Genomic DNA, 23,090 nt, shown 5'->3' on the forward strand with positions numbered 1-23,090 from the left:
TGAGTTGAGGCTTGACTGTGGTGTGATTAGTTAGCGCTCAACCGGAGTTAATCCGTCTTTTTTGAGGGTCACGTGCAGACAACGATCAAATCACCAGTCAGCTTTTCAGGTACCGGGTTGCACTCGGGCAAGAAGGCTGTTGTTACGGTCCGCCCTGCAGGCGCGGAACATGGTATCTGGTTTTCGCGCACGGATGTGGCCTCCGGCGATCGTCTGATCCCGGCACGCTGGGACGCTGTACTGCGGTCGCCTCTCTGTACCCGCATTCAGAATAACGCGGGCCTCGAAGTTTCCACTGTTGAGCACATCATGGCGGCGCTCGCCGGCTGCGGTGTCCACAACGCTCTGGTCGAGATCGATGGCCCCGAAGTGCCGATCCTTGATGGGTCGGCGGCGCCTTTTGTCCGGGGTATCATGCAGCGCGGTCTGCGCACACTGCCTGCTCCGGTGCGTGCTTTCGAAGTCCTGAAGCAGGTCACTGTCAGTGACGGTGAGGCCACTGCGACGCTGGCGCCGGCGGACACACTGCGCATCGATTTCGAGATTGATTTTGCGGACCGTGCCATTGGCCATCAGAGCAAGTCGCTGGTCATGAACAATGGCAGCTTTGCCCGTGAACTCTGCGACAGCCGCACATTCTGCCGCCAGTCCGACGTGGACGCCATGCGCGCGAATGGTCTGGCGCTCGGTGGTAATGCGGGTGAAAACGCCGTTGTGTTTGACGGCGACCGCGTTCTGAGCCCCGGCGGTCTGCGCCACCGGGACGAACCTGTCCGGCACAAAATGCTGGACGCGCTGGGGGATCTGGCGCTGGCCGGTGCCCCACTGATCGGACACTACACAGGCGTGCGGGCAGGGCACTCTCTGACCAACACACTGCTGCGCGAACTTTTCGCCACGCCGGGTGCATTCCGTATGCTGATCTGCACGGATGATCAGGTCTCGCGCCTTCCGGGCTATGGCCTTGTCTGGGATGAAATTCCCGCAGTTGCCTGAGCTTGCACGGCATCTCTTCATCACAAACGGCGGATGTTGTGCAAAGGGCGTTTTGCATGGCAATTTTCTGTGCTAGGACCATCGGGTAGCGGGGAAAACCGGTGCACGGGGTAACGAAAAGGGTGTCTGGCGTGGGTCTGTTCAGCGCACAAAAACTAAAATACGGCGCGGTTCTTGTGAGTGTGATCCTGGCCGGGTGTGGTGGGAATGATGGCCGCACCGACGGCAGCTTTTTCAACCCTCAGGAAATCCCGCTGGAGACCTACAGTCCGGAACAGATTTTCGAGCGCGGCGAGTTTGAGCTGAACCGGTCCGACCCTGAAGAGGCCGCTTTCTATTTCTCAGAAATCGAGCGTCTCTATCCCTATTCTGACTGGGCACGCCGGGCGCTGATCATGCAGGCCTTTGCCTACCATTCGGATGAAGATTACCCGAACAGCCGTTCTGCCGCCCAGCGGTTCATCGATTTTTACCCGGATGATGATGATGCGGCCTATGCCCAGTATCTGCTGGCGCTGAGCTATTACGACCAGATTGACGAGGTCGGGCGGGATCAGGGGCTGACCTTCCAGGCACTCCAGGCGCTGCGGGAGGTGATCGAGCGCTATCCGGACAGCGAATATGCCCGGTCCTCGATCCTGAAGTTCGACCTTGCGTTTGACCACCTTGCTGCCAAGGAAATGGAAATCGGGCGGTACTATCTGCGCCGCAACCACTACACGGCGGCCATTAACCGGTTCCGTGTCGTAGTCGAAGACTTCCAGACCACGACGCAGACGCCGGAAGCGCTGCACCGCCTTGTGGAAGCTTATCTGTCGCTTGGGCTTGAGGATGAGGCACGCACAGCCGGCGCAATCCTGGGTTTCAACTACCGGTCCACAGACTGGTATGAAGACAGTTACGCGCTGCTGACAGGGCAGGGGCTGACACTTGAAGCAGCGGGAGATGGATGGCTGCGCCAGGTTTATCGCCAGACGATCAGGGGCGACTGGCTCTGACGGCGGAACGCCGGGATACGGGATAACACCGATGCTGCGCGGGCTTGATATTTCGGATATGCTGATCATCGACCGGCTGGAACTTGCCTTTCAGCCGGGGCTGAATGTGCTGACCGGTGAGACAGGTGCCGGCAAGTCGATCCTTCTGGATTCCTTAGGTTTTGTGCTGGGCTGGCGGGGCCGCGCCGATCTGGTGCGCAAGGGCGCATCTCAGGGTGAGGTGACGGCCTGGTTCGATCTGGGCGCCGGTCACCCGGCCCGTGCTGTTCTGGAAGAAGCGGGCCTTCCGGTCTCCGACGAGTTGATCCTGCGGCGGGTCAATACGCTGGACGGGCGCAAAACGGCCTGGGTCAATGATCGCCGCTGTTCAGGCGATGTGCTGCGCCAGTTGTCTGCGACGCTCGTGGAGCTGCACGGCCAGCACGATGACCGGGGCCTTCTGGATCAGAAAGGCCACCGGGCGATCCTGGATGATTTTGGCGGGCTGGACACGCGCAAAGCGGCAACCCGAAGGGCTTGGACAGAGAAGGGCCGGGCAGCGAAGACGCTTGCTGCGGCAGAAGCCGCAATTGCCGTTATCCGGGAAGAAGAAGAGTTCCTGCGCCATGCCGTGGCAGAGCTTGATGCTCTGTCGCCTGAGGCCGGTGAAGAGGCCGCACTGGACGCGCAGCGCCGGCTGATGCAGGGGGCGGAAAAGATCCGCAGTGATGTTATCCGGGCGCACGAACTGCTCGGCCATCAGGGGGCCGAGGCCGCAATGGGTGAGGCGCTGCGTTGGCTGGAGGGGGCCGCAACACATGCTGAAGGGCGGCTGGAGGCCCCGCTGGCGGCATTATCACGCGCAATGGTGGAACTGGACGAAGCGGCGGGCGGCATTACCGCCGCGATTGACGATCTGTCCTTTAACCCCGCTGAACTTGAGGAAGCCGAGGAACGGCTCTTTGCAATCCGGGCGCTTGCCCGCAAACATGATGTGTTGCCGGATGAGCTTGCAGGTTTTGGCGATACACTGCGCGCCCGACTGGCCGCTCTGGATGCAGGCGACGTGGAGCTGGCCGGGTTGCGCAAAGCCCTGGGTGATGCGGAAGCAAAGTATGACGCGGCCGCTGCCGCGCTCAGTGAAGGCCGGAGAAAGGCCGCTAAATCGCTGGACCGGGCTGTGGGCAAAGAACTCGCGCCACTGCGCATGGAGCGTGCTGTTTTTGAAACGATCATCACGGATGAAACACCCGGTCCGGACGGATGGGATAAGGTTGCCTTCTGCGTGGCCACGAACCCCGGCGCACCGGCCGGGCCCATCAACCGCATTGCGTCGGGTGGCGAGTTGAGCCGGTTTCTGCTGGCACTGAAGGTCTGTCTGACGCGCGATCAGGATGGTCTGACCATGATCTTTGATGAAATTGACCGTGGCGTTGGCGGTGCGACTGCCGATGCGGTGGGGCGGCGTCTGTCAGACCTCGCGCGCGGCGGGCAGGTTCTTGTCGTGACCCATTCCCCGCAGGTTGCAGCACTTGGTGCCCATCACTGGCGCGTGGAAAAACAGGTACACGCAGGCATGACAACCTCGACTGTGACGGCTCTGCCGGGGGCGGACCGGGTCGACGAAATCGCCCGCATGCTGTCGGGCGACACAATAACCGAAGAAGCCCGGGGCGCTGCCCGGGCGCTGCTGGCGGGCTGACCGCTCATCCGGCGATGACCGGACAAACGAAACGAAGGACCCGAGTGCACGCATGCCGCCGCCAGACCGTTCCATGATTTCACGGCAGCTGGACCATGCGGTTTCGTCGTGCCGCCACGGGCTTGACGTGTTGCGTAAACAGGGGCCCGGACAGATCCAGTTCTGGTTTATCGCGCTTGCGGTCGGGATTGCGGCGGGGTTCGCAGCGTTGTTTTTCCGCAAGGGAATCAACGCGCTGCAGACCTTTCTTTATGGTACCGAAGACGTGCGTCTGCTTCACAGCTTTGCGGAATCGCTGCCCTGGTACATGATCCTGATCATCCCGGTCTGCGGGGGGCTGGTTGTCGGTGTCATCCTGAACAGGTTCACGAATGATGGCCGGGCGCGGTCCGTCGCGGATGTAATTCACGGGGCCGCCATGCACGATGGCCGGGTTGAGACGCGCGCTGGTCTGGCATCGGCGCTGGCCTCAATGATCACGCTGGGCACAGGTGGATCGAGCGGCAGGGAAGGTCCGGTTGTGCACCTTGCGGCGGTTATTTCGACCTGGGTGAACCGCAGAATGCATGCGGACGGGATCACCGGACGCGACCTGCTGGGCTGTGCTGTGGCGGCTGCGGTCTCTGCTAGCTTCAATGCCCCCATAGCCGGTGCACTTTTTGCTCTGGAGGTCGTGCTGCGCCATTTTGCGGTGCACGCCTTTGCCCCGATTGTGATCGCAAGTGCTGCGGGAACAGTCATCAACCGTCTGGAATTTGGCGGGGTCACGGAATTCACTCTCGCGACTACCGGAGAGGTGCAGTTTTACCAGGAAATGCCCGCGTTTCTGCTGCTTGGACTGATGTCGGGCGTTGTGGCGGTCGCGCTGATGAAAGCGATTTTCTGGTCTGATGATTTCGGCACCGTTCTGCAGAACCGACTGCGCATCCCCGGCTGGCTGCGGCCTGCGGTGGCCGGCGCAATGCTGGGCGGGATTGCCATCTGGTTTCCCCATATCATCGGTGTTGGCTATGAGACGACGTCGCTGGCGCTGACTGGCCAGCTTGGTCTCTGGGATGCCATCGTATTTGCCATACTGAAAACTGTTGCCGTGGCGATCACTATGGCCGGCCGGATGGGCGGCGGTGTTTTCTCACCTTCTTTGATGGTCGGAGCGCTGACGGGGCTCAGCTTTGGCCTTATTGCAACGGGGATTTTCCCTGATGTGTCCGGGTCCTATACGCTTTATGCCCTAGCAGGCATGGGCGCCGTGGCCGCAGCAGTTCTGGGCGCGCCCATTTCCACCACACTGATTGTTTTTGAGCTGACAGGAGACTGGCAAACGGGGCTGGCGGTCATGGTTGCTGTGTCTATGTCTACCGCACTAGCGTCGCGCCTCGTGGACCGCAGTTTCTTTCTGACCCAGCTGGAGCGGCGGGGCATCCATCTTGCGGCAGGGCCCCAGGCCTATCTGCTCGCGATGTTCCGGGTGGGCAGCGTGATGCGTACGCCGGACGATCCACGCGCGGCCAGCGAGGAGGCCTGCTGGGAGATGATCGGTGAGGGGATCTACATCGATGCGACTGCTACTCTTGAGGCCGCAATGCCGATTTTTGACACTGGCCAGAACTTCATTCCGGTTGTGACGCTCAGCGCGGACGCCACGCCGCCGCAACTTCTGGGCGCTGTGTTCCACGTTGATGCGCTCAAGGTCTATAACCGTGCGCTCGCCGCGACAGCGGCCGAAGAGCACTCGTGATCCGGAATCAGATCTGTTCGACGGTCACGTCGCCATTTGTATAAAACGCAAGGTGGCCCTTGATGCGGGCCACGTCTTCGATGGGCGCTTCATAGGACCATGCCACATCGGTCAGCGTCGTGCTTTTGGTGACCACAGAAAAGTAGCTGGCGTCGCCCTTGTAGGGGCAGTGCGTGGACTTGTCCGTCCCATCCAGAAAAGCCATCGCGATATCGTCACGCGGGAAATAAATGACAGGCGGGTAATCGCCCTCAATGAGTTCCAGAGCATTGTCGCTTTCGCCCAGAACAGCGCCACCGGCGCGGACAGACCATGTGCCTTCGGCTTTGCGGATTGTGATATGTGCGGCCATGTTCCGTGTCTCCCCTGATGCGTCAGACGGCGTTTCAGCGCCGGTCCGGAACACCCGTCGGGGCGCTGCCCAAAGGTCAGATCGGCGCAGTTGCGGTATCCAACCACGTTTTTGCAGCGGGGGATAGGCGCGGGCCGATCTTTTCTGCAACTTCAGCGTGGTAGCTGTTGAGCCAGTCACGTTCTGCGGGGGTGAGCATGCCGGAAACCACAAGCCGCCGGTCGATAGGTGCAAACGTCAGTGTGCGCCAGTCGAGCATCGCCCGGTGATCGTCACCGCCTTCCAGTGGCTGCGCTTCCTGCGCGACCACTAGGTTTTCGATGCGAATGCCAAAGGCCCCTTCGCGGTAATACCCGGGCTCATTCGACAGGATCATGCCCGGTTCGATGGGCACATGGCTGATCCGGCTCAGGCGCTGCGGCCCTTCGTGCACACTCAGATAAGCGCCAACCCCGTGGCCCAGCCCGTGGTCAAAGTCCTGCCCCGCGAGCCACAGCGGCAGGCGGCCAATGGCCTCGATATCGCGCCCGGCAAGTCCCGCAGGCCAGCGCAGCCGGCTCATCCCGATCATGCCTTGCAGCACGCGGGTAAAGGCCTGCGCCGCTTCTTCGGGCGGAGTACCGATGGCGATTGTGCGGGTGATATCCGTCGTCCCGTCAAGGTACTGGCCGCCACTGTCCAGAACGATCAGATGCCCGTCTTCTAGCGTTGCATCGGTTTCCTCAGTCACGCGGTAATGCATGATCGCACCGTGTGGGCCGGTGCCGGCGATGGTCTCAAAACTGATATCCTGCAGCGCATTGTCATTGCGCCGCTGCGCTTCAAGTTTTGTGACAACCTGCGTTTCTGTCAGGGTCCCCGATGCCTGATCATCCAGCCAGGCGAGAAGTTCCACAACGGCCGCGCCATCGCGTAGATGTGCCGCCGCGGACCCCGCGATTTCAGCTTCATTTTTGCGGGCCTTGGGCAGCGCGCAGGGCTCGTCGCCCCAGACTGTCGCAGTGCCAGCCGCATCCGCGATGGCCACCGGGACCGAGCCCTTGTCCAGACGCACCGGTCCTTCGAGCCCGCTGACAAAATTCACCAGGTGTTCCGGCGCATGTACAGTCACTTCCGGGCCAAGGTGGTCACGCACATCCTCCAGTTTTTCGGAAGCCATAAAAAGGTGCACGAGTCCGGTATCCGTCAGCACCGCAAAACCCTGGGCGATCGGGTTGCGTGGTATGTCCGCCCCGCGAATATTCAGCAGCCAGCAGACGGAATCAGGCAGTGTAATGACCGCGGAGCGGTGCCTCGCCTTTGCCAGCGCTTTCCCCAGTCGCTGGCGCTTGCTTTCATGACTTTCGCCTGCGAATTCAAGCGGATGAACCCGCGCAGGCTCCATTGGCGGTGTCGGCTGATCTTCCCATATCCGGTCCACCAGATTGGCAACAGGGCGCATGTCAATGCCGCTGCCGTCCAGATCTTTGCGCAGTGTTTCCAGCTGGCCCGCCGTATGAAGCCAGGGATCAAACCCGACCACGCCACCCTGTGGGAGTTGTTCGCGAAGCCACGCTCCGGGCTTCACGTCCGGCCATGGCACAGGCGTGTAGTCTGCTGCGACCTGCGACTTCACCTGCGTGCGGTAACGGCCATCTATGAATACACCGGCAACATCCTTCAGCGCGATACAGAACCCGGCGGACCCGGTAAAACCGGTCAGCCAGGCCAGCCGCTCATCATGTGCAGCAACATATTCACCCTGATGCGCGTCCGCGCGCGGCACAAAAAAACCGTCCAGGCCCTCAGCAACCAGTACCGCCCGAAGGGCCGCCAGCCTTGGCGGGCCCTGTTCCGGGCGCGCCGTCACCTCAAACGTCTGGAACATGTCTCCGCCCTCTTGTTTCTTCTGGCCCCAAATATCCCCCGCGGAGCGTCCCGCGGGTGTCAGCCCGCGCGCCGGATCCCCATGATGCGCGCGCGTGCACGGGGATTGCTGTCAAAAAGTGCTGCCAGCTGCTCGGTCATGGCACCGGCCAGCTGGTCCACATCCGTGATGGTCACCGCCCGGTCATAATAGCGCGTCACATCATGACCGATCCCGATCGCGAGCAGTTCAACCGCGCGCCGTTTCTCGACCATCGCGATCACATCGCGCAGGTGTTTCTCGAGATAGTTTGCCGGGTTCACGGACAGTGTGCTGTCATCCACCGGCGCGCCGTCTGAAATCACCATCAGGATTTTGCGTGCTTCGCTGCGCATCAGCATCCGGCGGTGCGCCCACTCCAGCGCTTCACCGTCGATATTTTCTTTCAGCAGACCTTCCTTCATCATCAGGCCCAGGTTGGGCCGGGTCCGGCGCCAGGGGGCGTCGGCAGATTTATAGATGATGTGGCGCAGATCGTTCAGCCGCCCGGGCTGTTGCGGCCGTCCTTCATTCAGCCAGGCCTCCCGCGCCTGACCGCCTTTCCAGGCCCGGGTGGTAAAACCGAGGATCTCCACCTTGACGTTGCAGCGTTCGAGCGTACGCGCCAGAACATCCGCACAGATCGCGGCGATGGAAATGGGCCGCCCGCGCATGGACCCGGAATTGTCCAGCAGCAGCGTGACAACCGTGTCGCGGAACTCGGTGTCTTTTTCGACTTTAAAGGACAGCGGCGTGGTCGGGTTGGCCACCACACGGGCCAGGCGCCCGGCGTCCAGCATGCCTTCTTCCAGATCAAATTCCCAGGAGCGGTTCTGTTGCGCCTGAAGGCGGCGCTGCAGCTTGTTTGCCAGACGGCTTACCGCCCCTTTGAGCGGTTCCAGCTGCTGATCCAGATAGGCCCGCAGACGCTCCAGCTCCACCGGTTCGGCGAGCTCCTCGGCGCCAATCTCTTCGTCGTGGTCGTTCATATAGACCAGGTAATCCGGGTCAGCCTCAGAAGCAGGCTGCGGGGCAGGAGGCTCCATCGGGGCCTCGCCCTCCGGCATCTCTGCCTCGTCGCCCATTTCCTGGTCAGCCATGTCATCCATAGAGACCTGGGCCTGAGCGGCATCCTGCTGCTCTTCCTGGCTTTGTTCGGGCGAGCCTTCGGCTTCCTCCTCGTCCTGATCGTCCTGACCGGTGCTGTCGGGCTCGGAATCGTCGTCGGTGCCTTCCTCGGCCTCGTCTTCCTGGTCCTCATCAATCTGGTCAGGGTCGTCGCCCAGCTGATCGCCATAGCCCAGATCGGAAATCATCTGGCGGGCAAATTTCGCAAAAGCGGACTGGTCGCTGAGCGTTTCATCCAGGTTTTCCAGTGTGCCACCACACTGATCCTCGATAAAACCGCGCCACAGTTCCATGACATTCTGGGCGTCGGGCGGCAGATCCCGCCCGGTCGCCAGATGGCGGATCAGATATCCCGCCGCGACGGACAATGGTACATCCGCCGCCTGGGACACCTGACCATAACCGCGGCGCATCGCTTCATGCCCGATTTTGGCATCAATATTGCCCGCAGTGCCCGGCATATCGCGGGCGCCCATCGCCTCGCAACGCGCTGTTTCCATGGCCTCATAGAGATCACGGGCCATATCGCCCTGTGGCTGGTATTTCGAGTGGGTCTGACCGTTGTGATACCGACGGTGAAGCGCCAGCGCGTCGGCGGTACCACGGGCCAGCAGCACCTCTTCGCGGGTCATGCGGCGGCTGACCTGGGGCAGACGCATCGCGTCGCCCGACATGCCCGCAGGGTCGACAGAATAGCTGACCGTCAGCTCGGGATCATGGGCCATGACCTTGGTCGCCTCGCCAAGCGCCTTTTTGAACGCGTCAGCCGGATTGTCAGAGGGTTTGCTCATTTGTCCGTTCCCATCAGGTCAGCGACCGTTTGCCGGTTGCAAGATCGGCCAGCAGGGCCACATGCACGTCCAGCGCGTCTATTACTTTATACCCCGGATCGTGGCCGTCAAACGCGAGACCCAGATCCGTCCCGGCGAGCACGATGGCATCCGCTCCCTGTTCCGTTACCAGGCGCTGTCCGGCCTCAAAGAAAATGGCCTGGTCGTCAGGGGTACATGCGCCGCGCAGCGCCATTTCCAGATAGGTCTGCGCGACCCGGTCAAGATCGTTCTGCGGAGCCACGGCCCGTGTTTTATCCAACTGCCCGTAAAGGCCGGTGCGCATGACCACACCGGTGCCCAGGAGCCCAACTGTCTTCAACCCGTGTTCCGCGAAATACGCATCAAGCGGCGTCACACCACTGACCAGCGGCAGCACACTCAGCGCTTCGGTTTCGGCGTAGCAGAAATGCCCCCCAGCGAGGTTATCGCGGCGCAATCAGCACCGGCTGCTTTCAGGCGTTCGATCAGCCTCGCGTATATCCCGGCCTGTGCCGCGCGGTTGTCCGCAAGGTTGTTTGCGACCAGCTCATCCGCGCTGGCCTGAACGATTGTAAGTTCCAGTTTAGTGGTGCGTTCCCGCATCAGCGCCGTCAGCCGCTGATAGTAAACCACCGTGGCTGCCGGGCCGATGCCTCCGATCAACCCGATGTGCATGGGATCACCCCAGGCTCACGCTTGCGGCACTCTCAGGCAGTTCCTCGTCAAAGAGGCGCTGATAGAACTCAGCCACGGTCTGCCGTTCCAGCTCGTCACACTTGTTGAGGAACGACAGCCGGAAAGCATAGCCCACGTTGCGGAAAATCTCGGCGTTCTGCGCCCAGGCGATCACCGTCCGCGGTGACATCACCGTGGACAGATCCCCATTCATGAAGGCTGTGCGCGTGAGGTCCGCGACCGTCACCATCTGCTTGACGATTTTGCGGCCTTTTTCGGTGTTATAATGCGGGTTCTTGCTGAGCACGATCGCGGTCTCGGCATCAATGCTGAGATAGTTCAGCGTGGCGACCAGCGACCAGCGGTCCATCTGGCCCTGGTTGATCTGCTGGGTGCCGTGATAAAGGCCGGTGGTGTCGCCAAGGCCCACGGTGTTTGCCGTCGCAAAAATGCGGAAATACGGGTGCGGCGTGATCACCTGGTTCTGATCGAGCAGGGTGAGTTTGCCGTCCACTTCCAGCACCCGCTGGATCACGAACATCACATCTGCGCGGCCCGCGTCGTATTCATCAAACACGATTGCCGTCGGGTTCCGCAGAGCCCAGGGCAGGATGCCTTCCTGGAAATCGGTGACCTGTTTGCCATCTTTGAGCTTGATCGCATCCTTACCGATCAGGTCAATCCGGCTGATGTGGCTGTCGAGGTTCACACGGACGGCCGGCCAGTTCAGGCGGGATGCCACCTGTTCGATGTGCGTCGACTTACCTGTACCGTGGTAGCCCTGGATCATCACGCGCCGGTTGTGCGCAAAACCTGCAAGGATCGCCAGCGTCGTATCGGGATCAAACTTGTAGGTGCTGTCCATGTCCGGCACCCGGTCGCTGCCGTCGGCAAAACCCTTGACCACCATATCCGTGTCAATGCCGAACACTTCGCGAACGCTGATTTCTTCGGTGGGTTTCGTGTTGATGTCCAGTGCGCCGTCGGCCATGGGTTTCGTCCTTCAAACAATAGGGGCGGGCGTCGGATTACGCCCGGCTCACCTCGTGCAACATATTGCGGCGGGGTGCAAGGGAAAGGGCCTGTCCAGTTATGCTGAAACCTTAGGCCATCAGTCTTTGAAGTTACGGCTGCCTTTGATCTGATCCCAGGCCCAGACAACTTCCTGAAGCTGCTCTTCCTGGCTGCGGTCACCGCCGTTCATGTCAGGATGCAGCACCTTGATAAGCGCCTTGTAGGCCTTGCGCACCTCTGGTTTGGTCCAGGTGTCTTTGGCCTCCAGAATTTCCAGTGCCCGACGCTCGGTGGGGGGCAGGCGGCGCCCTCCCTGGCTGCCCCGGCCCGGGTTCTGTGTGGCATTGGCACCCAGCACCTGATGGGGGTCTTCGATGCCCAGTCTGGCCCAGGCCCGCGCCTCCGGATCACCCATTGGCTTAGTGTTGCGTTCCCAGACTTTGTCCTTGGACATCTGGGCGTTCAACTCGGCCTCTGTGGTGCCGTCAAAGAAATTCCATTTCAGGTTATATTCCCGCACATGCGTCTGACAGAACCAGAAAAAATCATCCAGAACGTCGGGCGCTTTGGGTGCTCTGAACTTTCCCGGTTCCTCGCAGCCTTCGTGATCGCAGATGCGCGTCGATGTCTCTGAGGCACCTGACATCCCCCTGCGCCCGCGCGGGTTTTTCTTTTTTGAGGAGGAGACGGACATGTCGAATCCGAAAGGATCGGGTTTACGCATTTTTGGCACCTATACGAGTCGAGGCCGCCTAGTTTAGACTGTGCTCGGAAAGATTGAAGGGGGCTGAGCCAAAAAAATGTCTAAACGTCTGGAGATTGAGGAACGTCTTCGTGAGGCTTTCAGCCCCGGCGCGCTCGAAGTGGTTGATGACACCGAAAGCCATCGCGGACACGCCGGATTCACCGAAGGGGTGGAGAGCCATTTCAATGTGATGATCCGGGCAGAAACCTTCCGGGGAATGTCGCGTGTGGCGCGCCACCGCGCCATTCACACAGCGCTGGGGGCCGAACTTATCAGTCGGATACATGCTCTGGCAATTGATGCATCACCTGAAGAATGACGTTCAGGTCTTTGATCCGGCAGCTTTTCTTGAGGCTGCCAGTTGCAGCAGAGAATTCGTCAGGCCGGACACCTCGCTGAAATCCTCGACACCGTTGTCCTGTAACATACGTGTGGCACCCTCACTGCCCGAGGCATCGTCTTCGGGGTCTTTAGGCTTTGTGTACGCGGTTACGGGCGCGGGCGGACGTGCTTTTGCGACGACTTCGGGTACTTTGTCATCCTGCGGCATTGGCAAGGGCACGGGACCAGTGCGCGGCGGAGGTGTCGGCAGCCTTTCAGCTGCCCGAAGCACCAGCGGGGAACGCACGGGAACCGGGCGTCGGAAAACCAGCATGACCTCGGCCGTGGAAGGGCCGTTGCCCGCGCCGGGCAGAGCCTCGGCGCGCTGGTATTCCCAGCCACGCATGCCCATGTCATTCATCAGCGTTTGCAGCGCTGTTGCCAGGCGGTTGTCTGCCGTCCCGGTCGCCCGGACACCCTGACCCTGCAGCGGGGCGGGCACAACCCTGTATTCATATTGTGGCATAGGCTTCGTCTCCGTCGGCTTTTTATAACAGTTTCAGGAGCCTGAGCAAAGGTACGCGCCCCATTGCACGCTGAGCGGGAGTTCAGGTTCTGCGGGGGATGCCGATCCGGCGTCCGGCACGTTCGGGTCGCGGCAATATGCTATGATCGGCGTGCATCTTTTCAAGACGCGTCAGGATCTCGGGAGGCATGGGCGCGACGTTTGGCCCGGACTGATCAATGTGCAGCCCCAGCGTTTCGCCGGTGGCGGCACACCATCCGTCCTCGTGCCAGATTTCCTGCCATGTGTGGAAGCGTTTCTCATCAAAATCAAGAAGCTGGAGTGTGACGTTAACCTGATCCCCTTCATGCAGTTCGCGCAGGTAGCAGATGTGAAATTCGGCAGTATAGGTTGTGAAGCCGGTCTTCTGATACGCGGGGCCAAACCCAATCTGCGGATAAATCTCGTCAGCGGCCTCGTCGAACAGCACTCCATAGTAGGCCATATTCATATGCCCGTTATAATCCGTCCACTCCGACCTGACGGTCATCAGAGAGGATCGGAAAGGTGCAGGTTCCATGGTCGGTGCTTTCGGGATCATTTACCGGTCCTCATGTCTGTACCATTGTTTCGGGTAGTGCGAAAAGAACAGGGATGGCAAAGACGCGTTATTCACCAGAATACATATATACTTGACAGAATATGCACCCGGATATATATAAACGATACCAGAAACGGGAAATCCGTTACCCGGAAGGGTTTGAGGCGGAACTCGTTGGCGGCATCAGGCACCTGTCCATACCGTGCCGTGAAAACATTCTGATGCTCGAAAAGGAGTTCAGATCGAATGACCCGGACACTTCAGAACGTTGTGGACGCCTTGCCGGCGGTTATGTGGTCTGTGCGGTGATGATACCGGAGTGCAAAGCACACAGACTGGTGGTGTCCCTGGAAGTGGCGGCGTCCGGACCGCCGCCGCTGATGATCCACGGCGCTGTTCCTGCCAAAGACAGCTGTGCCGCTGCACGTGACATGGTGATCCGGCACCGAAATCTTGATGTAACTGAATGGGAGTGATCCTGTGATAACGCTCAAAGACCTTCTGATTGCTGATGATCCGGCCCTTGCGGAGTCCTGGGACAGGAACAAGGCGAAACGCGATATGGCTCTGCTCTTCCGGTCGTTACGCAAGAAAGCCGGGCTGACACAGACCGAACTGGCTGAACGTTCCGGTCTGTCGCAGTCTCATATTTCCAAGATGGAAGCGGCGACCGGGGCGTTACCTGAAATCCAGTCGTGTTCACGGTATTTTCACGCCTGTGGTGCCCGTCTTAAGATCACACCCTTTGTCGATGAGGCCGGGGAAGCTGTCGGGGATGAAGTGTGTGCGGTGATCTGATCGCCTGCACCGGCGGATTTCTCACGCATCCCACATTTCTGAACGCAGCAGGGGCATTGGGCATCGGCCTTCTGGCTGTTCCCGCGTTCTCTCTCAATTTCAACAAAAAGACCCTCGCCCGGATCGAAGATCTGGTGCAGTCCCGCCGCGAACAGGGGGACTGCAGTGCGCTGGATGTCATCGCGCAGGAGCTGGAACAGGATGCCGCCGTCCGGGTGGCCCGCTGGCGACGTGCTGATGAGATCTGTCTTAAGGTCGGCTACGGTCTGCTGCTGGGCTCGGCCGTTCTGCGGATTTTTACACCCGTGACCTGATCAGCCCCTGAGTTTTTGCGCAACCAGCTGGTTCACAGCCTTGGGGTTGGCTTTGCCACCCGTCGCCTTCATCACCTGACCCACAAACCAGCCCGCCAGCTTCGGGTTTTCCTGCGCCTTGGCCACCTGTTCCGGATTGGCTGCGATGATCTCGTCCACAGCGGCTTCAATGGCACCTGTGTCCGTCACCTGTTTCATACCGCGCGCTTCAACGATCTCTGCGGGGTCGCCACCTTCGGTGTAGACGATTTCAAAGAGGTCTTTGGCGATTTTGCCGGAAATCGCATCTGACGCGATCAGGTCGATGATCCCGCCCAGCTGTGCAGGGCTCACCGGGCTGTCAGTGATGTCGCGGTCGTCCTTTTTCAGCCGCCCAAAGAGTTCGTTGATCACCCAGTTCGCCGCAGACTTGCCATCACGACCCTGAGCGACCGCTTCAAAGTAGCCTGCGCTGTCCAGATCTGCCGTCAGCACGGAGGCATCATAGTCACTAAGGCTGAAGTCATTGATGAAACGGGCTTTCTTGGCGTCCGGCAGTTCCGGCAGATTCGCCGCGATATCGTCCACCCAGGCCTGCTCGATTTCCAGAGGCAGAAGGTCAGGGTCGGGGAAATAGCGGTAATCGTGCGCTTCTTCCTTGGACCGCATGGACCGCGTTTCATTCCTGTCGGGATCGTACAGGCGGGTTTCCTGCTCAACTTCACCGCCAGCCTCAACAATGGCGATCTGGCGGCGCGCCTCAACTTCGATGGCCTGCTGGATGAAACGCATGGAATTCATGTTCTTGATCTCGCAGCGCGTGCCAAGGTGGCTGAAATCCTGTGTCGCCTGGTATTTCTCATAGGCACCGGGGCGGCAGACCGACACGTTCACGTCCGCGCGCATGGATCCGGATTGCATGTTGCCGTCACAGGTGCCCAGGTATCGCAGGATCTGGCGCAGCTTCGCCAGATAGGCGGCGGCCTCTTCGGGGCCGCGGATGTCGGGGCGCGAAACGATCTCCATCAGCGCCACACCGGTACGGTTCAGGTCCACAAAGGACATGTTCGGGTCCATATCATGGATCGATTTGCCCGCGTCCTGCTCCAGGTGGATGCGTTCAACCCGCACCAGACGGGCTGTGCCGTCACCCATTTCGACCAGGACTTCGCCCTCGCCAACGATAGGGTGATAGAGCTGGCTGATCTGATAGCCCTGTGGCAGGTCCGGATAGAAATAGTTCTTGCGGTCAAATGCAGAGGTCAGGTTGATCTCTGCCTTCAGGCCCAGTCCCGTGCGGACTGCCTGCTCGACGCAGAACTCATTGATCGTGGGCAGCATGCCGGGCATGGCCGCATCCACAAAGGAAACGTTATTGTTGGGTTCCGCGCCAAACGTGGTGGACGCCGGCGAGAAGAGTTTTGCGTTCGACGTGACCTGGGCATGAACCTCCATGCCGATCACCAGTTCCCAGTCGTCTTTTGCTCCGGCAATGACTTTTGGCTTTGGTGTGTCGTAGGTCAGATCGAGCATGGCGCAGCGTTCCCGCAGTTCATTTCAGACTGCAAGCGTCTTAGGCCAGGCGGGGAAAGGTCGCAAGTCCTGCTGTGTCAGTGGATCTCGGGCAGGGCGGCCCAGCTCAGGTCGAGCGTGGTTGCACCGGCGGGCGTCCGCAGGTTGCGCCGCAGACACATGCGCGAGTCTGATGTGAAATTGTCACGGATGCGCACCACCACAAGCGTGCTGAAGGGATGGTTCAGATCAACCGAAACAACATTGTCCGGCCCCATTGGGGGGAGGACCAGGGTCAGCACGTCACTGGCGCGGCTCCCATCGAGCGGCACGCTATAGTTCAGCGCCGCGTGAACCCGTGCGATGGCGTCATAGACGGGCAGGTGTTCGTCGGTCAGGTGGTAATGCACGCGGGCGCAGCGCAGCAGGCTGACCTCGAGCGCCATGAGGCGCGCCTCATTGTCGCTGGTTGCGGAGCATGGTGCGGCCTGCACGGAATCCGCTGTGCGGTGCCACTCTATCCAGTCACCGGTGTCCCAGTGCGCCGCGTCTGCGGGTATCGTTGTCATCATGTCCTCCCTTCCTGCCCAGCGTTCGTTTACGCCTGTTTTGTAACAGGTCCTTTCGGTGTAAACGTAATATGTAGCCCTTCATTAATCTCATGACGGAACACGTGTCGCAAGAGTCTGAGCGCGTCTTTTCGCCCGGAAGCGGCAAAGCGTCGCGTTGAATTCACGCATAGGTTGTTGTCAAATCCCCGTGCGGCATGTGCCCAGATCAGCGGATGCAGTTCTGTCATGTGATTCCTGACAATCCAGCCGGCGCAGGCAGCAATTTTGCGGCGGGTGATGCGCGTCTCTTCATCCGCACTCTGGTGTCGTGCAAAGCTGTTCATACACCATGCTGCGAGCAGGTTGGCGGTATACTGATCGGAACGGCGTTCCAGAATGTCGCCCAGGCCTTCGATAAAGAAATCCGTATCGAGCGCCGCGCAGACAGTTTCATCGCCCGACATCGCGTCCATCATCACCCAGGTGTATCCACCGGCCCCCCAGTGCGGGAGCAGCCGTGCTGCAGTACGCCGTGCCTCAAGCTCCAGTGCCTGTCCGGACCCGAACCAGCGTGGCGACGCGTAATTGCCCAGAGACCGCAGTGGTGCGGGGTTCATCGGGTTCAGGTCGATCAGTTGTTCGAAATCGCGGGTCAGTGTGTCGAGGTGTTGGCCCCCGGCGCCGTGCAGGGCGCAAAACGCGCCGCTCACAAAGGGCGATGTCTTCCGCATCGGTGCAAAACGATCAAGAATATCCCGCGCACGGTCGAAATGGGCGGAAAAGGCTTCGAGGTTACGGTCCGGTACCGGGATTCCCAACCGGTGCCACGCCAGAACCAGCCGGTGTCCGTATGTGCCATCGCCACGGTTGCCCCGCGCCATGGGCAGGCAGGATCTTCGGCGAGCATCTCCTCCAGCGCTTCGATCCCGGACATCAGCGCCGGACTGCCCGCGCGCCGTCCATCAGTGAGCGCATGTTCAACCGCCAGAACGACGTCCGACCGGGCCCCGAAACTGAGCAGATCCGCAACCGGCATGCCGCCGGGTGTTTTTGCCCGTGTCCTGTCTGCCTCGCACATCAGATCCGCGAGGTCCTGCCAGCGGTCCTGACGCGCCAGAAACTGCCCGCGCTGCTGGTGCTGATCCCGTATTCTGTCCTCGTCGGAGGGCATGGGGCAGGGGATCTGCAGAATTGAGTCGTCGGTCCCTTCTGCGGGAGAGGACTCACCGATTGTCCCCCGGTCACGCCGCCGCAGGACGGTCGTCAGAGGTTGCACGGAGTCGGACTGCAGGCCACGGCCGGTTTTGCCGGCGTTGCGTGCGCGGTGCCCGGGAAACAGGGACAGGATCGACATTTACTCATTCCGGAAACATTTCACAGGCACAGCATGGCGTCCCATTCCGGCTGAAACAAGGCGTCGCAGCGGAGATATCCCGGTATTTCAGCGCTCAGGGTCCGGCAGCATTCTGTATTGTTTCCCATAGGTAAACTGTGCTCCGTATCAGCCGCATATTGTCGGCACAAATGCGCGTGGCCGCTGGTGGGCTCTTGCGCGCAAAGGTCAGGTCAGCGAAGAGTGAGCGCATGAAAACACTGCTTGCTGTCTCCTTCGCCGCTCTTCTGAGCATTTCCGCCTGTTCAGATGTCGACCCTGTTGTCGAGGAGGAAGCAGGCCTTCCTCCGATGCAATGGGCGCACAAGGAACAGAAGGACGACTGGAACGCAGCTGCACTGGACGCGCTTCGCTCGCATGGGCAGCCGCTGGTGGCGGTGGTCCCGTCCGATATTGCGGATTGGTGTCCTGCCTATCCCGATGCAGACACAGCCGACCGCGAAGCGTTCTGGATCGGTTTCATGTCCGCTCTGGCGGGGCATGAAAGTACGTGGAAACCGCGTGCCGTGAACCCGAATGGCAAGTGGTTTGGCCTGCTGCAGATTTCTCCGGCCACAGCGCGGGGCTACGGGTGCCGGGCCGGATCGGGTGAAGCGCTGAAAGATGGTGGTGAGAACCTCAGCTGTGCGATCCGTATCATGGCGGTGACCGTGCCGCGTGACGGCGTCGTTGATGCACGCGACTCGCGCTGGCGCGGTGTGGCCGCTGACTGGGGGCCATTGCGGCGCCAGTCAAAAACCAGCGAAATGTCCGCGTGGCTGCGTCAGCAACCCTATTGCGTGGCTGACTGAGCACGTTACCCGGTTGCCGGTTGCCGGATACCTGATGTCGCGGCCTTAGCCGATCAGGGAGAAATGGTGCCTTTCGGTGCGAGATCCCGCGCCGGTTCAGCAGCTCTTCAAAGGCTTTGTGCGGTGGCGTGCATTCATAAGGCAGACGCAGCTTTGTTCCGGCTGTCAGGATCAGGGTCACACGCACCGAAAAATCGAGGCGCGTATCAAGCCTGACCCGTTCCAGTTCTGAGAGGTTCACGTCGGCGCTGCGGCGTCCGGTCTGCCATTGGATAGTGTCGTCATCGAGCGTGAGGGTCGCCAGCGGGTTCTGCAGTACTTCCCAGAGGGCGGGCAGGGTGAACGCGCCCAGCAACAGCATGAGCCAGGGCGCGGCCTCCAGGAAAACAGCCGCCAGAGCGAGTGCGGACCAGATGGCCGCAACAACGACGATACCGGTCCGGCTGCGCCCGCTCCGTTCAAAGTGAAACGGCTCAGCGCCCACCCGTGACGTCCAGCGTCGATCCGGTGACATAGCCGGCTTCGTCAGACACCAGCCACATGATGGCCGTCGCCACCTCGGCCGCAGAGCCCTTGCGTTTCATCGGCACCGTATGCGCGAGACGATCTGCCCGGCCCGGTTCACCGCCCTTGGCGTGCAGTTCGGTTTCGATCAGACCCGGCCGGACGGCCATTACGCGGATGTTGTCCGCAGCAACTTCGTCGGACAAGCCTTTGGTAAAGCAGTCAATCGCGGCTTTGGAGGCCGCATAGTCGACGTATTGGTTGCCCGATCCCAGGCGGGCCGCAGCGGATGAGATATTCACAATCGCGCCGCCCTGGCCTGCTGCCTGCATCCGCAGAACGGCCTCTTTCGCCACCAGCATCGCACCGATGACATTCACACGGAACATCCGGTCCAGCCGCGCGTAATCCATGTCGACCAGTTTTGCGGTCTGATCCACGATGCCGGCGTTGTTGATCAGAGCATTGAGACGTCCGAAATGATCGTCAATCTGTGCATACATCGCGGTGATTGCGTCCGGGTCCGCGACGTCGGCCTGACAGAGAAGCACATCTGCACCTGCTGCGCGGCAACGCCCGGCGACGGCTTCGGCGTCTGCGGTGCTGCTGCGGTAGTTCAGGGCAATGTCATAGCCGCGCGCGGCGGCGATGTCTGCACAGGCGGCTCCAATGCCGCTGGATCCGCCTGTGATCAGCAATACGGGTTTCATTATTCAGTTCCTCTGATTCTGGTAATCATCTCGCAGGTGTCGCGCGACAGACCGTCCTGGGACAGAATGCGGTCCAGCTCGGCAGCAACAATGGCCTGCCGGTCTGTGTCGTACCGCCGCCATGTCTGAAAGGCCGAGCACATGCGCGCAGTTGTCTGCGGATTGACCGGGTCCAGGCGGATGAGCCAGTCGGTCAGCAGCCTGTAGCCCGCCCCGTCTGCTGCATGAAATCCTGCGTGGTGAATCGCCAGCGATCCGAAAACAGCGCGGAACCTGTTGGGGTTTTTCCAGTTGAAATCGGCATGCTCTGTGAGTTTTGCGGCCGTTTCGGCCGTCCTGTCCGGGTCAGACTGAATGACCTGCAGCCCGAACCATTTGTCCATAACAAGACGGTCGTCTTTCCATTGTGCCTCAAAGGTGCCGAGCGCGTCGTCGCCATTGCCTGTCCGGAGCAGGGCACCCAGAGCGGCAAGCTGCTGGGTCATATTGTCCGCGGCTTCAAACTGTTGGGCAGCACGGGCGCCATCATCGAGCCGGGACAGAAGGCTGAGCATGCCGTTTGCGAGCGCACGTTTGCCCGATTGCTCAGCATCGGGGGCGTAGGGTTCTGTCACCTGGTGCGTGTCCATCAGCACAGGCAGCAGATCCGCCATGTGCATGGCCATTGCGGCGCGCAGGTTGTCAGTGGCTGACCAGATCGCGGCCGGGTCGGGGGTTGTACCTTCGTTGAACAGCGTTGTTGCCAGCTCATTCTGAGCAGGCAGACCCAGCATCAGCGCACGGTATGCCGGATCGAGAGTTTCATCCGCGAGTACTGTCCGGATGCCGTTCAGATAATCGGGATCGGGTGCCGTACCCGTCCGGATCGTATTCAGCAGGCTTTCGCGGGCGATACCGCGCCCGGCTTCCCAGCGGTTGAACGGGTCCGTGTCATGCGCCAGCAGAAAGGCCCTGCGGGTGGCCGGCATATCGCTTTTCAGTACGACCGGCGCCGAGAACCCGCGCAGCACAGAGGGAAAGGGCTGCTCTGCCAGACCCTCGAAGGAAAAGCTCTGCGTCGTCTCAGTCAGCTCCAGCACAGTTGTCGGGACCACCTCCTGCCCGTCCTGCGCCAGCAGCCCCGTTGCAATCGGGATTACCTGGGGTTTCGGGTCCGGAGTTGTTGCGGAGGGTTTGAGCGACTGCGTGAACGTCAGCGTGTAGGTTCCTGCATCCCAGGCCTCCTCAATGCTCACTTCCGGCGTGCCCGCCTGACTGTACCAGCGCGCAAACTGGCTCAGATCCCGCCCGGTGGTGTCCTCGAACACCTTCAGCCAGTCCTCAATCGTGCAGGCCTCGCCGTCATGACGGTCGAAATAGAGCTGCAGCGCCTTGTCATAGGCCTCCGCGCCAACCAAGGCGCGCAGCATGCCGATGACCTCAGCCCCTTTTTCATAGACCGTAGCCGTATAGAAGTTGTTGATTTCCTGAAAGCTTTCAGGCCGGACCGGATGCGCCAGCGGGCCCTGATCCTCAGCGAACTGCCGGCCGCGCAGGTCAATCACATCGCTGATCCGTTTGACGGGTGCCGAGCGCATATCGGAGGTGAACTGGCTGTCGCGGTAGACTGTCAGTCCCTCTTTGAGGCAAAGCTGGAACCAGTCCCGGCAGGTGATCCGGTTGCCCGTCCAGTTGTGGAAATACTCATGGGCGATGATGGCTTCGATCCGTTCGAAATTACCGTCTGTGGACGTCTCCGGCGATGCAAGTACAGCGGAGGAGTTGAAAATATTCAGCCCCTTGTTCTCCATCGCGCCCATGTTGAAGTCGTCAACGGCCACAATGTTGAAGACATCCAGGTCATATTCCCGGCCGTAGACGTCCTCGTCCCATTTCATACTGTCCTTCAGCGCCTGCATGCCGAAGGCGCATTTGCCCTCGTCGCCGGGACGCACCCAAAGGTTCAGTTCAACTTCTTTTCCGGAGGCCGTGGTGAATGATCCCGCGTGGTTGACGAGTTCACCGGCGACGAGCGCGAAAAGGTAAGCAGGCTTCGGCCAGGGATCATGCCACTCTGCAAAGCCTTCGGACTGATCAGTCGGGTTGCCGTTGGACAGCAGAACCGAGTGAGGTCCGTGAATTTTGACTGTGAAGGTGCTCATCACATCCGGGCGGTCCGGATAATAGGTGATCTTGCGGAATCCTTCGGCTTCGCACTGGGTGCAGTACATGCCGTTCGACATATAAAGGCCTTCCAGCGCGGTGTTGTTTGCCGGGTCGATAATCACCTCGGCCTCCCACACAAAGGTCTGATCCGGCACGGTACAGGTCAGACCTTCTGGCGTGACATCGGGCGTCACAGGTGCACCATCAACAGAGGCCGACACCAGTTCCAGGTTCTCGCCGTGCAGGAAAAAAACCGGGTCCCCGCCGGGCTTTGGCTCAAAGACAATACGGCTGTTTACCCGTGTCCGGTTGGGGTGCAGGGTAAAGGTCAGGGCTACTTCTTTGACGTCATAGCCGAAGGGCCTGTAATCCTTGAGGTAAATGGTATCGGGAGCAGCGTCGCGCATGAGAACCTGTCAGATAAATTGGAACGGAATTCGCAACCGGACGTTATGGTGACAGCAGGTCCGCTGCAAGGTGCGGCGGATCAATTGAACGTAAACGGAGGAGTTATGTCCGCACCCGACACAAATATCGAACGTCAGAAAACACGTCATGTCACCATGCTGCACGGTCTCTGGATCGGCATTCTGATCGCAGCAGGTGTTGCCTTTGTCGCATTGTCAAGCGGCGCTTCTGATGAGGCGGCGGCGCCTGCGACGGTATCTGAGGCTGCGGGCTGATGGGCATGCGTCGGAAAGGCGATCTGCCACAGAAAACCTGTGTGGTCTGTGGCAGGCCATTTTCCTGGCGGAAAAAGTGGGAAAAAGTCTGGGATGAAGTGCGCTACTGCTCGGACGCCTGCCGCCGGAACAGGAACGTTGCAAAGTGACTGAACGCCGGGTCGGGGCGTAGAGTCCGTGGCCGGGGGGTCGAAATGCACGCTGAGGGGGAAAATCTCAGCATCTTCCGGCTTCCGGGAGGGTTATTCAGAAAACAAAC

26 protein-coding genes are annotated in these 23,090 nt (G+C 60.4%); 11 read left to right on the forward strand and 15 right to left on the reverse strand.

The genetic code is table 11. The annotated features are described in order from the left end of the window. Positions 1–72 precede the first annotated feature (72 nt). The 4 genes from lpxC (at position 73) to ACZ1HA_RS04695 (ending at position 5,413) form a co-directional block, all read left to right on the forward strand. A complete protein-coding gene (gene lpxC, locus ACZ1HA_RS04680; protein WP_472713050.1) occupies positions 73–996 on the forward strand; it encodes a UDP-3-O-acyl-N-acetylglucosamine deacetylase in 924 nt (307 codons plus the stop codon). Between the two features lie 131 nt (positions 997–1,127). After that, the gene (locus tag ACZ1HA_RS04685; protein ID WP_472713051.1) at positions 1,128–1,994 is read left to right on the forward strand and encodes an outer membrane protein assembly factor BamD; all 867 of its coding nucleotides are present in this window, start codon (positions 1,128–1,130) and stop codon (positions 1,992–1,994) included. A 31-nt stretch (positions 1,995–2,025) separates the two neighbouring features. Further along, the gene (gene recN / locus ACZ1HA_RS04690) at positions 2,026–3,675 is read left to right on the forward strand and encodes a DNA repair protein RecN (protein WP_472715285.1); all 1,650 of its coding nucleotides are present in this window, start codon (positions 2,026–2,028) and stop codon (positions 3,673–3,675) included. Positions 3,676–3,748: 73 nt separating this feature from the next. Further along, on the forward strand, positions 3,749–5,413 hold the full coding sequence (locus ACZ1HA_RS04695) for a chloride channel protein (protein ID WP_472713052.1): 1,665 nt from the start codon (positions 3,749–3,751) through the stop codon (positions 5,411–5,413). Between the two features lie 7 nt (positions 5,414–5,420). Here ACZ1HA_RS04695 and ACZ1HA_RS04700 read toward each other — a convergent pair whose 3' ends face one another. From ACZ1HA_RS04700 to ACZ1HA_RS04730, 7 genes are all read right to left on the reverse strand, one after another. Continuing rightward, positions 5,421–5,765, reverse strand: coding sequence for a DUF427 domain-containing protein (locus tag ACZ1HA_RS04700; protein WP_375228143.1), 345 nt, complete (start codon positions 5,763–5,765; stop codon positions 5,421–5,423). Between the two features lie 76 nt (positions 5,766–5,841). Continuing rightward, positions 5,842–7,632, reverse strand: a complete 1,791-nt coding sequence (locus ACZ1HA_RS04705; RefSeq protein WP_472713053.1) for an aminopeptidase P family protein — start codon at positions 7,630–7,632, stop codon at positions 5,842–5,844. 59 nt (positions 7,633–7,691) lie between these two features. Continuing rightward, entirely contained in the window at positions 7,692–9,569 is a 1,878-nt protein-coding gene (gene cobT, locus ACZ1HA_RS04710; RefSeq protein ID WP_436399497.1) for a cobaltochelatase subunit CobT, read from the reverse strand. Between the two features lie 13 nt (positions 9,570–9,582). Beyond that, complete coding sequence (locus tag ACZ1HA_RS04715) at positions 9,583–10,047, reverse strand: aspartate/glutamate racemase family protein (protein WP_472713054.1); 465 nt, start codon at positions 10,045–10,047, stop codon at positions 9,583–9,585. Next, the gene (locus ACZ1HA_RS04720; RefSeq protein ID WP_472713055.1) at positions 9,990–10,265 is read right to left on the reverse strand and encodes a hypothetical protein; all 276 of its coding nucleotides are present in this window, start codon (positions 10,263–10,265) and stop codon (positions 9,990–9,992) included. Before ACZ1HA_RS04720 ends, ACZ1HA_RS04715 begins: the two co-directional genes overlap by 58 nt. Before the next feature lie 4 nt (positions 10,266–10,269). Continuing rightward, a complete protein-coding gene (gene cobS / locus ACZ1HA_RS04725) occupies positions 10,270–11,256 on the reverse strand; it encodes a cobaltochelatase subunit CobS (RefSeq protein ID WP_436399495.1) in 987 nt (328 codons plus the stop codon). A gap of 120 nt (positions 11,257–11,376) precedes the next feature. Then, positions 11,377–12,003: a DnaJ domain-containing protein gene (locus ACZ1HA_RS04730; protein WP_436399494.1), complete on the reverse strand. Its 627-nt coding sequence runs from the start codon at positions 12,001–12,003 to the stop codon at positions 11,377–11,379. 76 nt (positions 12,004–12,079) lie between these two features. Here ACZ1HA_RS04730 and ACZ1HA_RS04735 point away from each other — a divergent pair, with 76 nt between their 5' ends. After that, entirely contained in the window at positions 12,080–12,343 is a 264-nt protein-coding gene (locus ACZ1HA_RS04735) for a BolA family protein (RefSeq protein ID WP_472713056.1), read from the forward strand. Between the two features lie 3 nt (positions 12,344–12,346). Here the strand turns inward: ACZ1HA_RS04735 and ACZ1HA_RS04740 are convergent, their stop codons facing one another. Both ACZ1HA_RS04740 and ACZ1HA_RS04745 read right to left on the reverse strand, forming a co-directional pair. Then, entirely contained in the window at positions 12,347–12,871 is a 525-nt protein-coding gene (locus ACZ1HA_RS04740; RefSeq protein WP_472713057.1) for a DUF4177 domain-containing protein, read from the reverse strand. 82 nt (positions 12,872–12,953) lie between these two features. After that, positions 12,954–13,451, reverse strand: coding sequence for a thioesterase family protein (locus tag ACZ1HA_RS04745; protein WP_472713058.1), 498 nt, complete (start codon positions 13,449–13,451; stop codon positions 12,954–12,956). Positions 13,452–13,552: 101 nt separating this feature from the next. On the opposite strand from ACZ1HA_RS04745, the gene ACZ1HA_RS04750 reads away from it, so the two are divergent. The 3 genes from ACZ1HA_RS04750 to ACZ1HA_RS04760 are packed head-to-tail and all read left to right on the forward strand — an operon-like array spanning position 13,553 to position 14,563. Then, complete coding sequence (locus ACZ1HA_RS04750; protein ID WP_472713059.1) at positions 13,553–13,927, forward strand: hypothetical protein; 375 nt, start codon at positions 13,553–13,555, stop codon at positions 13,925–13,927. Between the two features lie 4 nt (positions 13,928–13,931). Continuing rightward, positions 13,932–14,249: a helix-turn-helix domain-containing protein gene (locus ACZ1HA_RS04755; protein WP_472713060.1), complete on the forward strand. Its 318-nt coding sequence runs from the start codon at positions 13,932–13,934 to the stop codon at positions 14,247–14,249. Continuing rightward, complete coding sequence (locus ACZ1HA_RS04760; RefSeq protein ID WP_472713061.1) at positions 14,234–14,563, forward strand: hypothetical protein; 330 nt, start codon at positions 14,234–14,236, stop codon at positions 14,561–14,563. Before ACZ1HA_RS04755 ends, ACZ1HA_RS04760 begins: the two co-directional genes overlap by 16 nt. Here ACZ1HA_RS04760 and gatB read toward each other — a convergent pair whose 3' ends face one another. The 4 genes from gatB to ACZ1HA_RS04780 form a co-directional block, all read right to left on the reverse strand. Then, complete coding sequence (gene gatB / locus ACZ1HA_RS04765) at positions 14,564–16,075, reverse strand: Asp-tRNA(Asn)/Glu-tRNA(Gln) amidotransferase subunit GatB (RefSeq protein WP_472713062.1); 1,512 nt, start codon at positions 16,073–16,075, stop codon at positions 14,564–14,566. A gap of 77 nt (positions 16,076–16,152) precedes the next feature. Continuing rightward, complete coding sequence (locus ACZ1HA_RS04770) at positions 16,153–16,623, reverse strand: hypothetical protein (RefSeq protein WP_472713063.1); 471 nt, start codon at positions 16,621–16,623, stop codon at positions 16,153–16,155. Between the two features lie 29 nt (positions 16,624–16,652). Further along, entirely contained in the window at positions 16,653–17,315 is a 663-nt protein-coding gene (locus ACZ1HA_RS04775; RefSeq protein ID WP_472713064.1) for a hypothetical protein, read from the reverse strand. Beyond that, positions 17,312–17,959 (reverse strand): hypothetical protein, encoded by a 648-nt coding sequence (locus tag ACZ1HA_RS04780; RefSeq protein WP_472713065.1) that lies wholly within the window; start codon positions 17,957–17,959, stop codon positions 17,312–17,314. Before ACZ1HA_RS04780 ends, ACZ1HA_RS04775 begins: the two co-directional genes overlap by 4 nt. Positions 17,960–18,189: 230 nt before the next feature. On the opposite strand from ACZ1HA_RS04780, the gene ACZ1HA_RS04785 reads away from it, so the two are divergent. After that, the gene (locus tag ACZ1HA_RS04785) at positions 18,190–18,789 is read left to right on the forward strand and encodes a transglycosylase SLT domain-containing protein (protein WP_472713066.1); all 600 of its coding nucleotides are present in this window, start codon (positions 18,190–18,192) and stop codon (positions 18,787–18,789) included. Positions 18,790–19,262: 473 nt separating this feature from the next. On the opposite strand, the gene ACZ1HA_RS04790 is transcribed toward ACZ1HA_RS04785, so the two are convergent. Further along, complete coding sequence (locus tag ACZ1HA_RS04790) at positions 19,263–20,003, reverse strand: SDR family oxidoreductase (protein ID WP_472713067.1); 741 nt, start codon at positions 20,001–20,003, stop codon at positions 19,263–19,265. Further along, the gene (gene pepN / locus ACZ1HA_RS04795; RefSeq protein WP_472713068.1) at positions 20,003–22,555 is read right to left on the reverse strand and encodes an aminopeptidase N; all 2,553 of its coding nucleotides are present in this window, start codon (positions 22,553–22,555) and stop codon (positions 20,003–20,005) included. Before pepN ends, ACZ1HA_RS04790 begins: the two co-directional genes overlap by 1 nt. A 105-nt stretch (positions 22,556–22,660) precedes the next feature. Between pepN and ACZ1HA_RS04800 the strand changes: the two genes are divergently transcribed. Beyond that, positions 22,661–22,831 (forward strand): hypothetical protein, encoded by a 171-nt coding sequence (locus tag ACZ1HA_RS04800; RefSeq protein ID WP_472713069.1) that lies wholly within the window; start codon positions 22,661–22,663, stop codon positions 22,829–22,831. A 5-nt stretch (positions 22,832–22,836) separates the two neighbouring features. Continuing rightward, on the forward strand, positions 22,837–22,980 hold the full coding sequence (locus tag ACZ1HA_RS04805) for a DUF2256 domain-containing protein (protein WP_472715286.1): 144 nt from the start codon (positions 22,837–22,839) through the stop codon (positions 22,978–22,980). The last annotated feature ends 110 nt before the right edge of the window (positions 22,981–23,090 follow it).

This window comes from Roseobacter sp. S87 (assembly GCF_055693285.1).

Excerpts from the sequence above, each read along its gene's own strand:
- pepN (WP_472713068.1), bottom strand. The coding sequence starts at position 22,555 with ATGCGCGACGCTGCTCCCGATACCATTTACCTCAAGGATTACAGGCCC.
- ACZ1HA_RS04735 (WP_472713056.1), top strand. The coding sequence starts at position 12,080 with ATGTCTAAACGTCTGGAGATTGAGGAACGTCTTCGTGAGGCTTTCAGC.
- ACZ1HA_RS04770 (WP_472713063.1), bottom strand. The coding sequence starts at position 16,623 with ATGACAACGATACCCGCAGACGCGGCGCACTGGGACACCGGTGACTGG.
- recN (WP_472715285.1), top strand. The coding sequence starts at position 2,026 with ATGCTGCGCGGGCTTGATATTTCGGATATGCTGATCATCGACCGGCTG.
- ACZ1HA_RS04700 (WP_375228143.1), bottom strand. The coding sequence starts at position 5,765 with ATGGCCGCACATATCACAATCCGCAAAGCCGAAGGCACATGGTCTGTC.
- ACZ1HA_RS04705 (WP_472713053.1), bottom strand. The coding sequence starts at position 7,632 with ATGTTCCAGACGTTTGAGGTGACGGCGCGCCCGGAACAGGGCCCGCCA.
- ACZ1HA_RS04790 (WP_472713067.1), bottom strand. The coding sequence starts at position 20,003 with ATGAAACCCGTATTGCTGATCACAGGCGGATCCAGCGGCATTGGAGCC.
- ACZ1HA_RS04730 (WP_436399494.1), bottom strand. The coding sequence starts at position 12,003 with ATGCGTAAACCCGATCCTTTCGGATTCGACATGTCCGTCTCCTCCTCA.
- ACZ1HA_RS04785 (WP_472713066.1), top strand. The coding sequence starts at position 18,190 with ATGAAAACACTGCTTGCTGTCTCCTTCGCCGCTCTTCTGAGCATTTCC.
- ACZ1HA_RS04720 (WP_472713055.1), bottom strand. The coding sequence starts at position 10,265 with ATGCACATCGGGTTGATCGGAGGCATCGGCCCGGCAGCCACGGTGGTT.
- ACZ1HA_RS04780 (WP_472713065.1), bottom strand. The coding sequence starts at position 17,959 with ATGTCGATCCTGTCCCTGTTTCCCGGGCACCGCGCACGCAACGCCGGC.
- ACZ1HA_RS04745 (WP_472713058.1), bottom strand. The coding sequence starts at position 13,451 with ATGATCCCGAAAGCACCGACCATGGAACCTGCACCTTTCCGATCCTCT.
- ACZ1HA_RS04800 (WP_472713069.1), top strand. The coding sequence starts at position 22,661 with ATGTCCGCACCCGACACAAATATCGAACGTCAGAAAACACGTCATGTC.
- ACZ1HA_RS04805 (WP_472715286.1), top strand. The coding sequence starts at position 22,837 with ATGCGTCGGAAAGGCGATCTGCCACAGAAAACCTGTGTGGTCTGTGGC.
- ACZ1HA_RS04740 (WP_472713057.1), bottom strand. The coding sequence starts at position 12,871 with ATGCCACAATATGAATACAGGGTTGTGCCCGCCCCGCTGCAGGGTCAG.
- ACZ1HA_RS04695 (WP_472713052.1), top strand. The coding sequence starts at position 3,749 with ATGATTTCACGGCAGCTGGACCATGCGGTTTCGTCGTGCCGCCACGGG.
- cobS (WP_436399495.1), bottom strand. The coding sequence starts at position 11,256 with ATGGCCGACGGCGCACTGGACATCAACACGAAACCCACCGAAGAAATC.
- cobT (WP_436399497.1), bottom strand. The coding sequence starts at position 9,569 with ATGAGCAAACCCTCTGACAATCCGGCTGACGCGTTCAAAAAGGCGCTT.
- ACZ1HA_RS04750 (WP_472713059.1), top strand. The coding sequence starts at position 13,553 with ATGCACCCGGATATATATAAACGATACCAGAAACGGGAAATCCGTTAC.
- gatB (WP_472713062.1), bottom strand. The coding sequence starts at position 16,075 with ATGCTCGATCTGACCTACGACACACCAAAGCCAAAAGTCATTGCCGGA.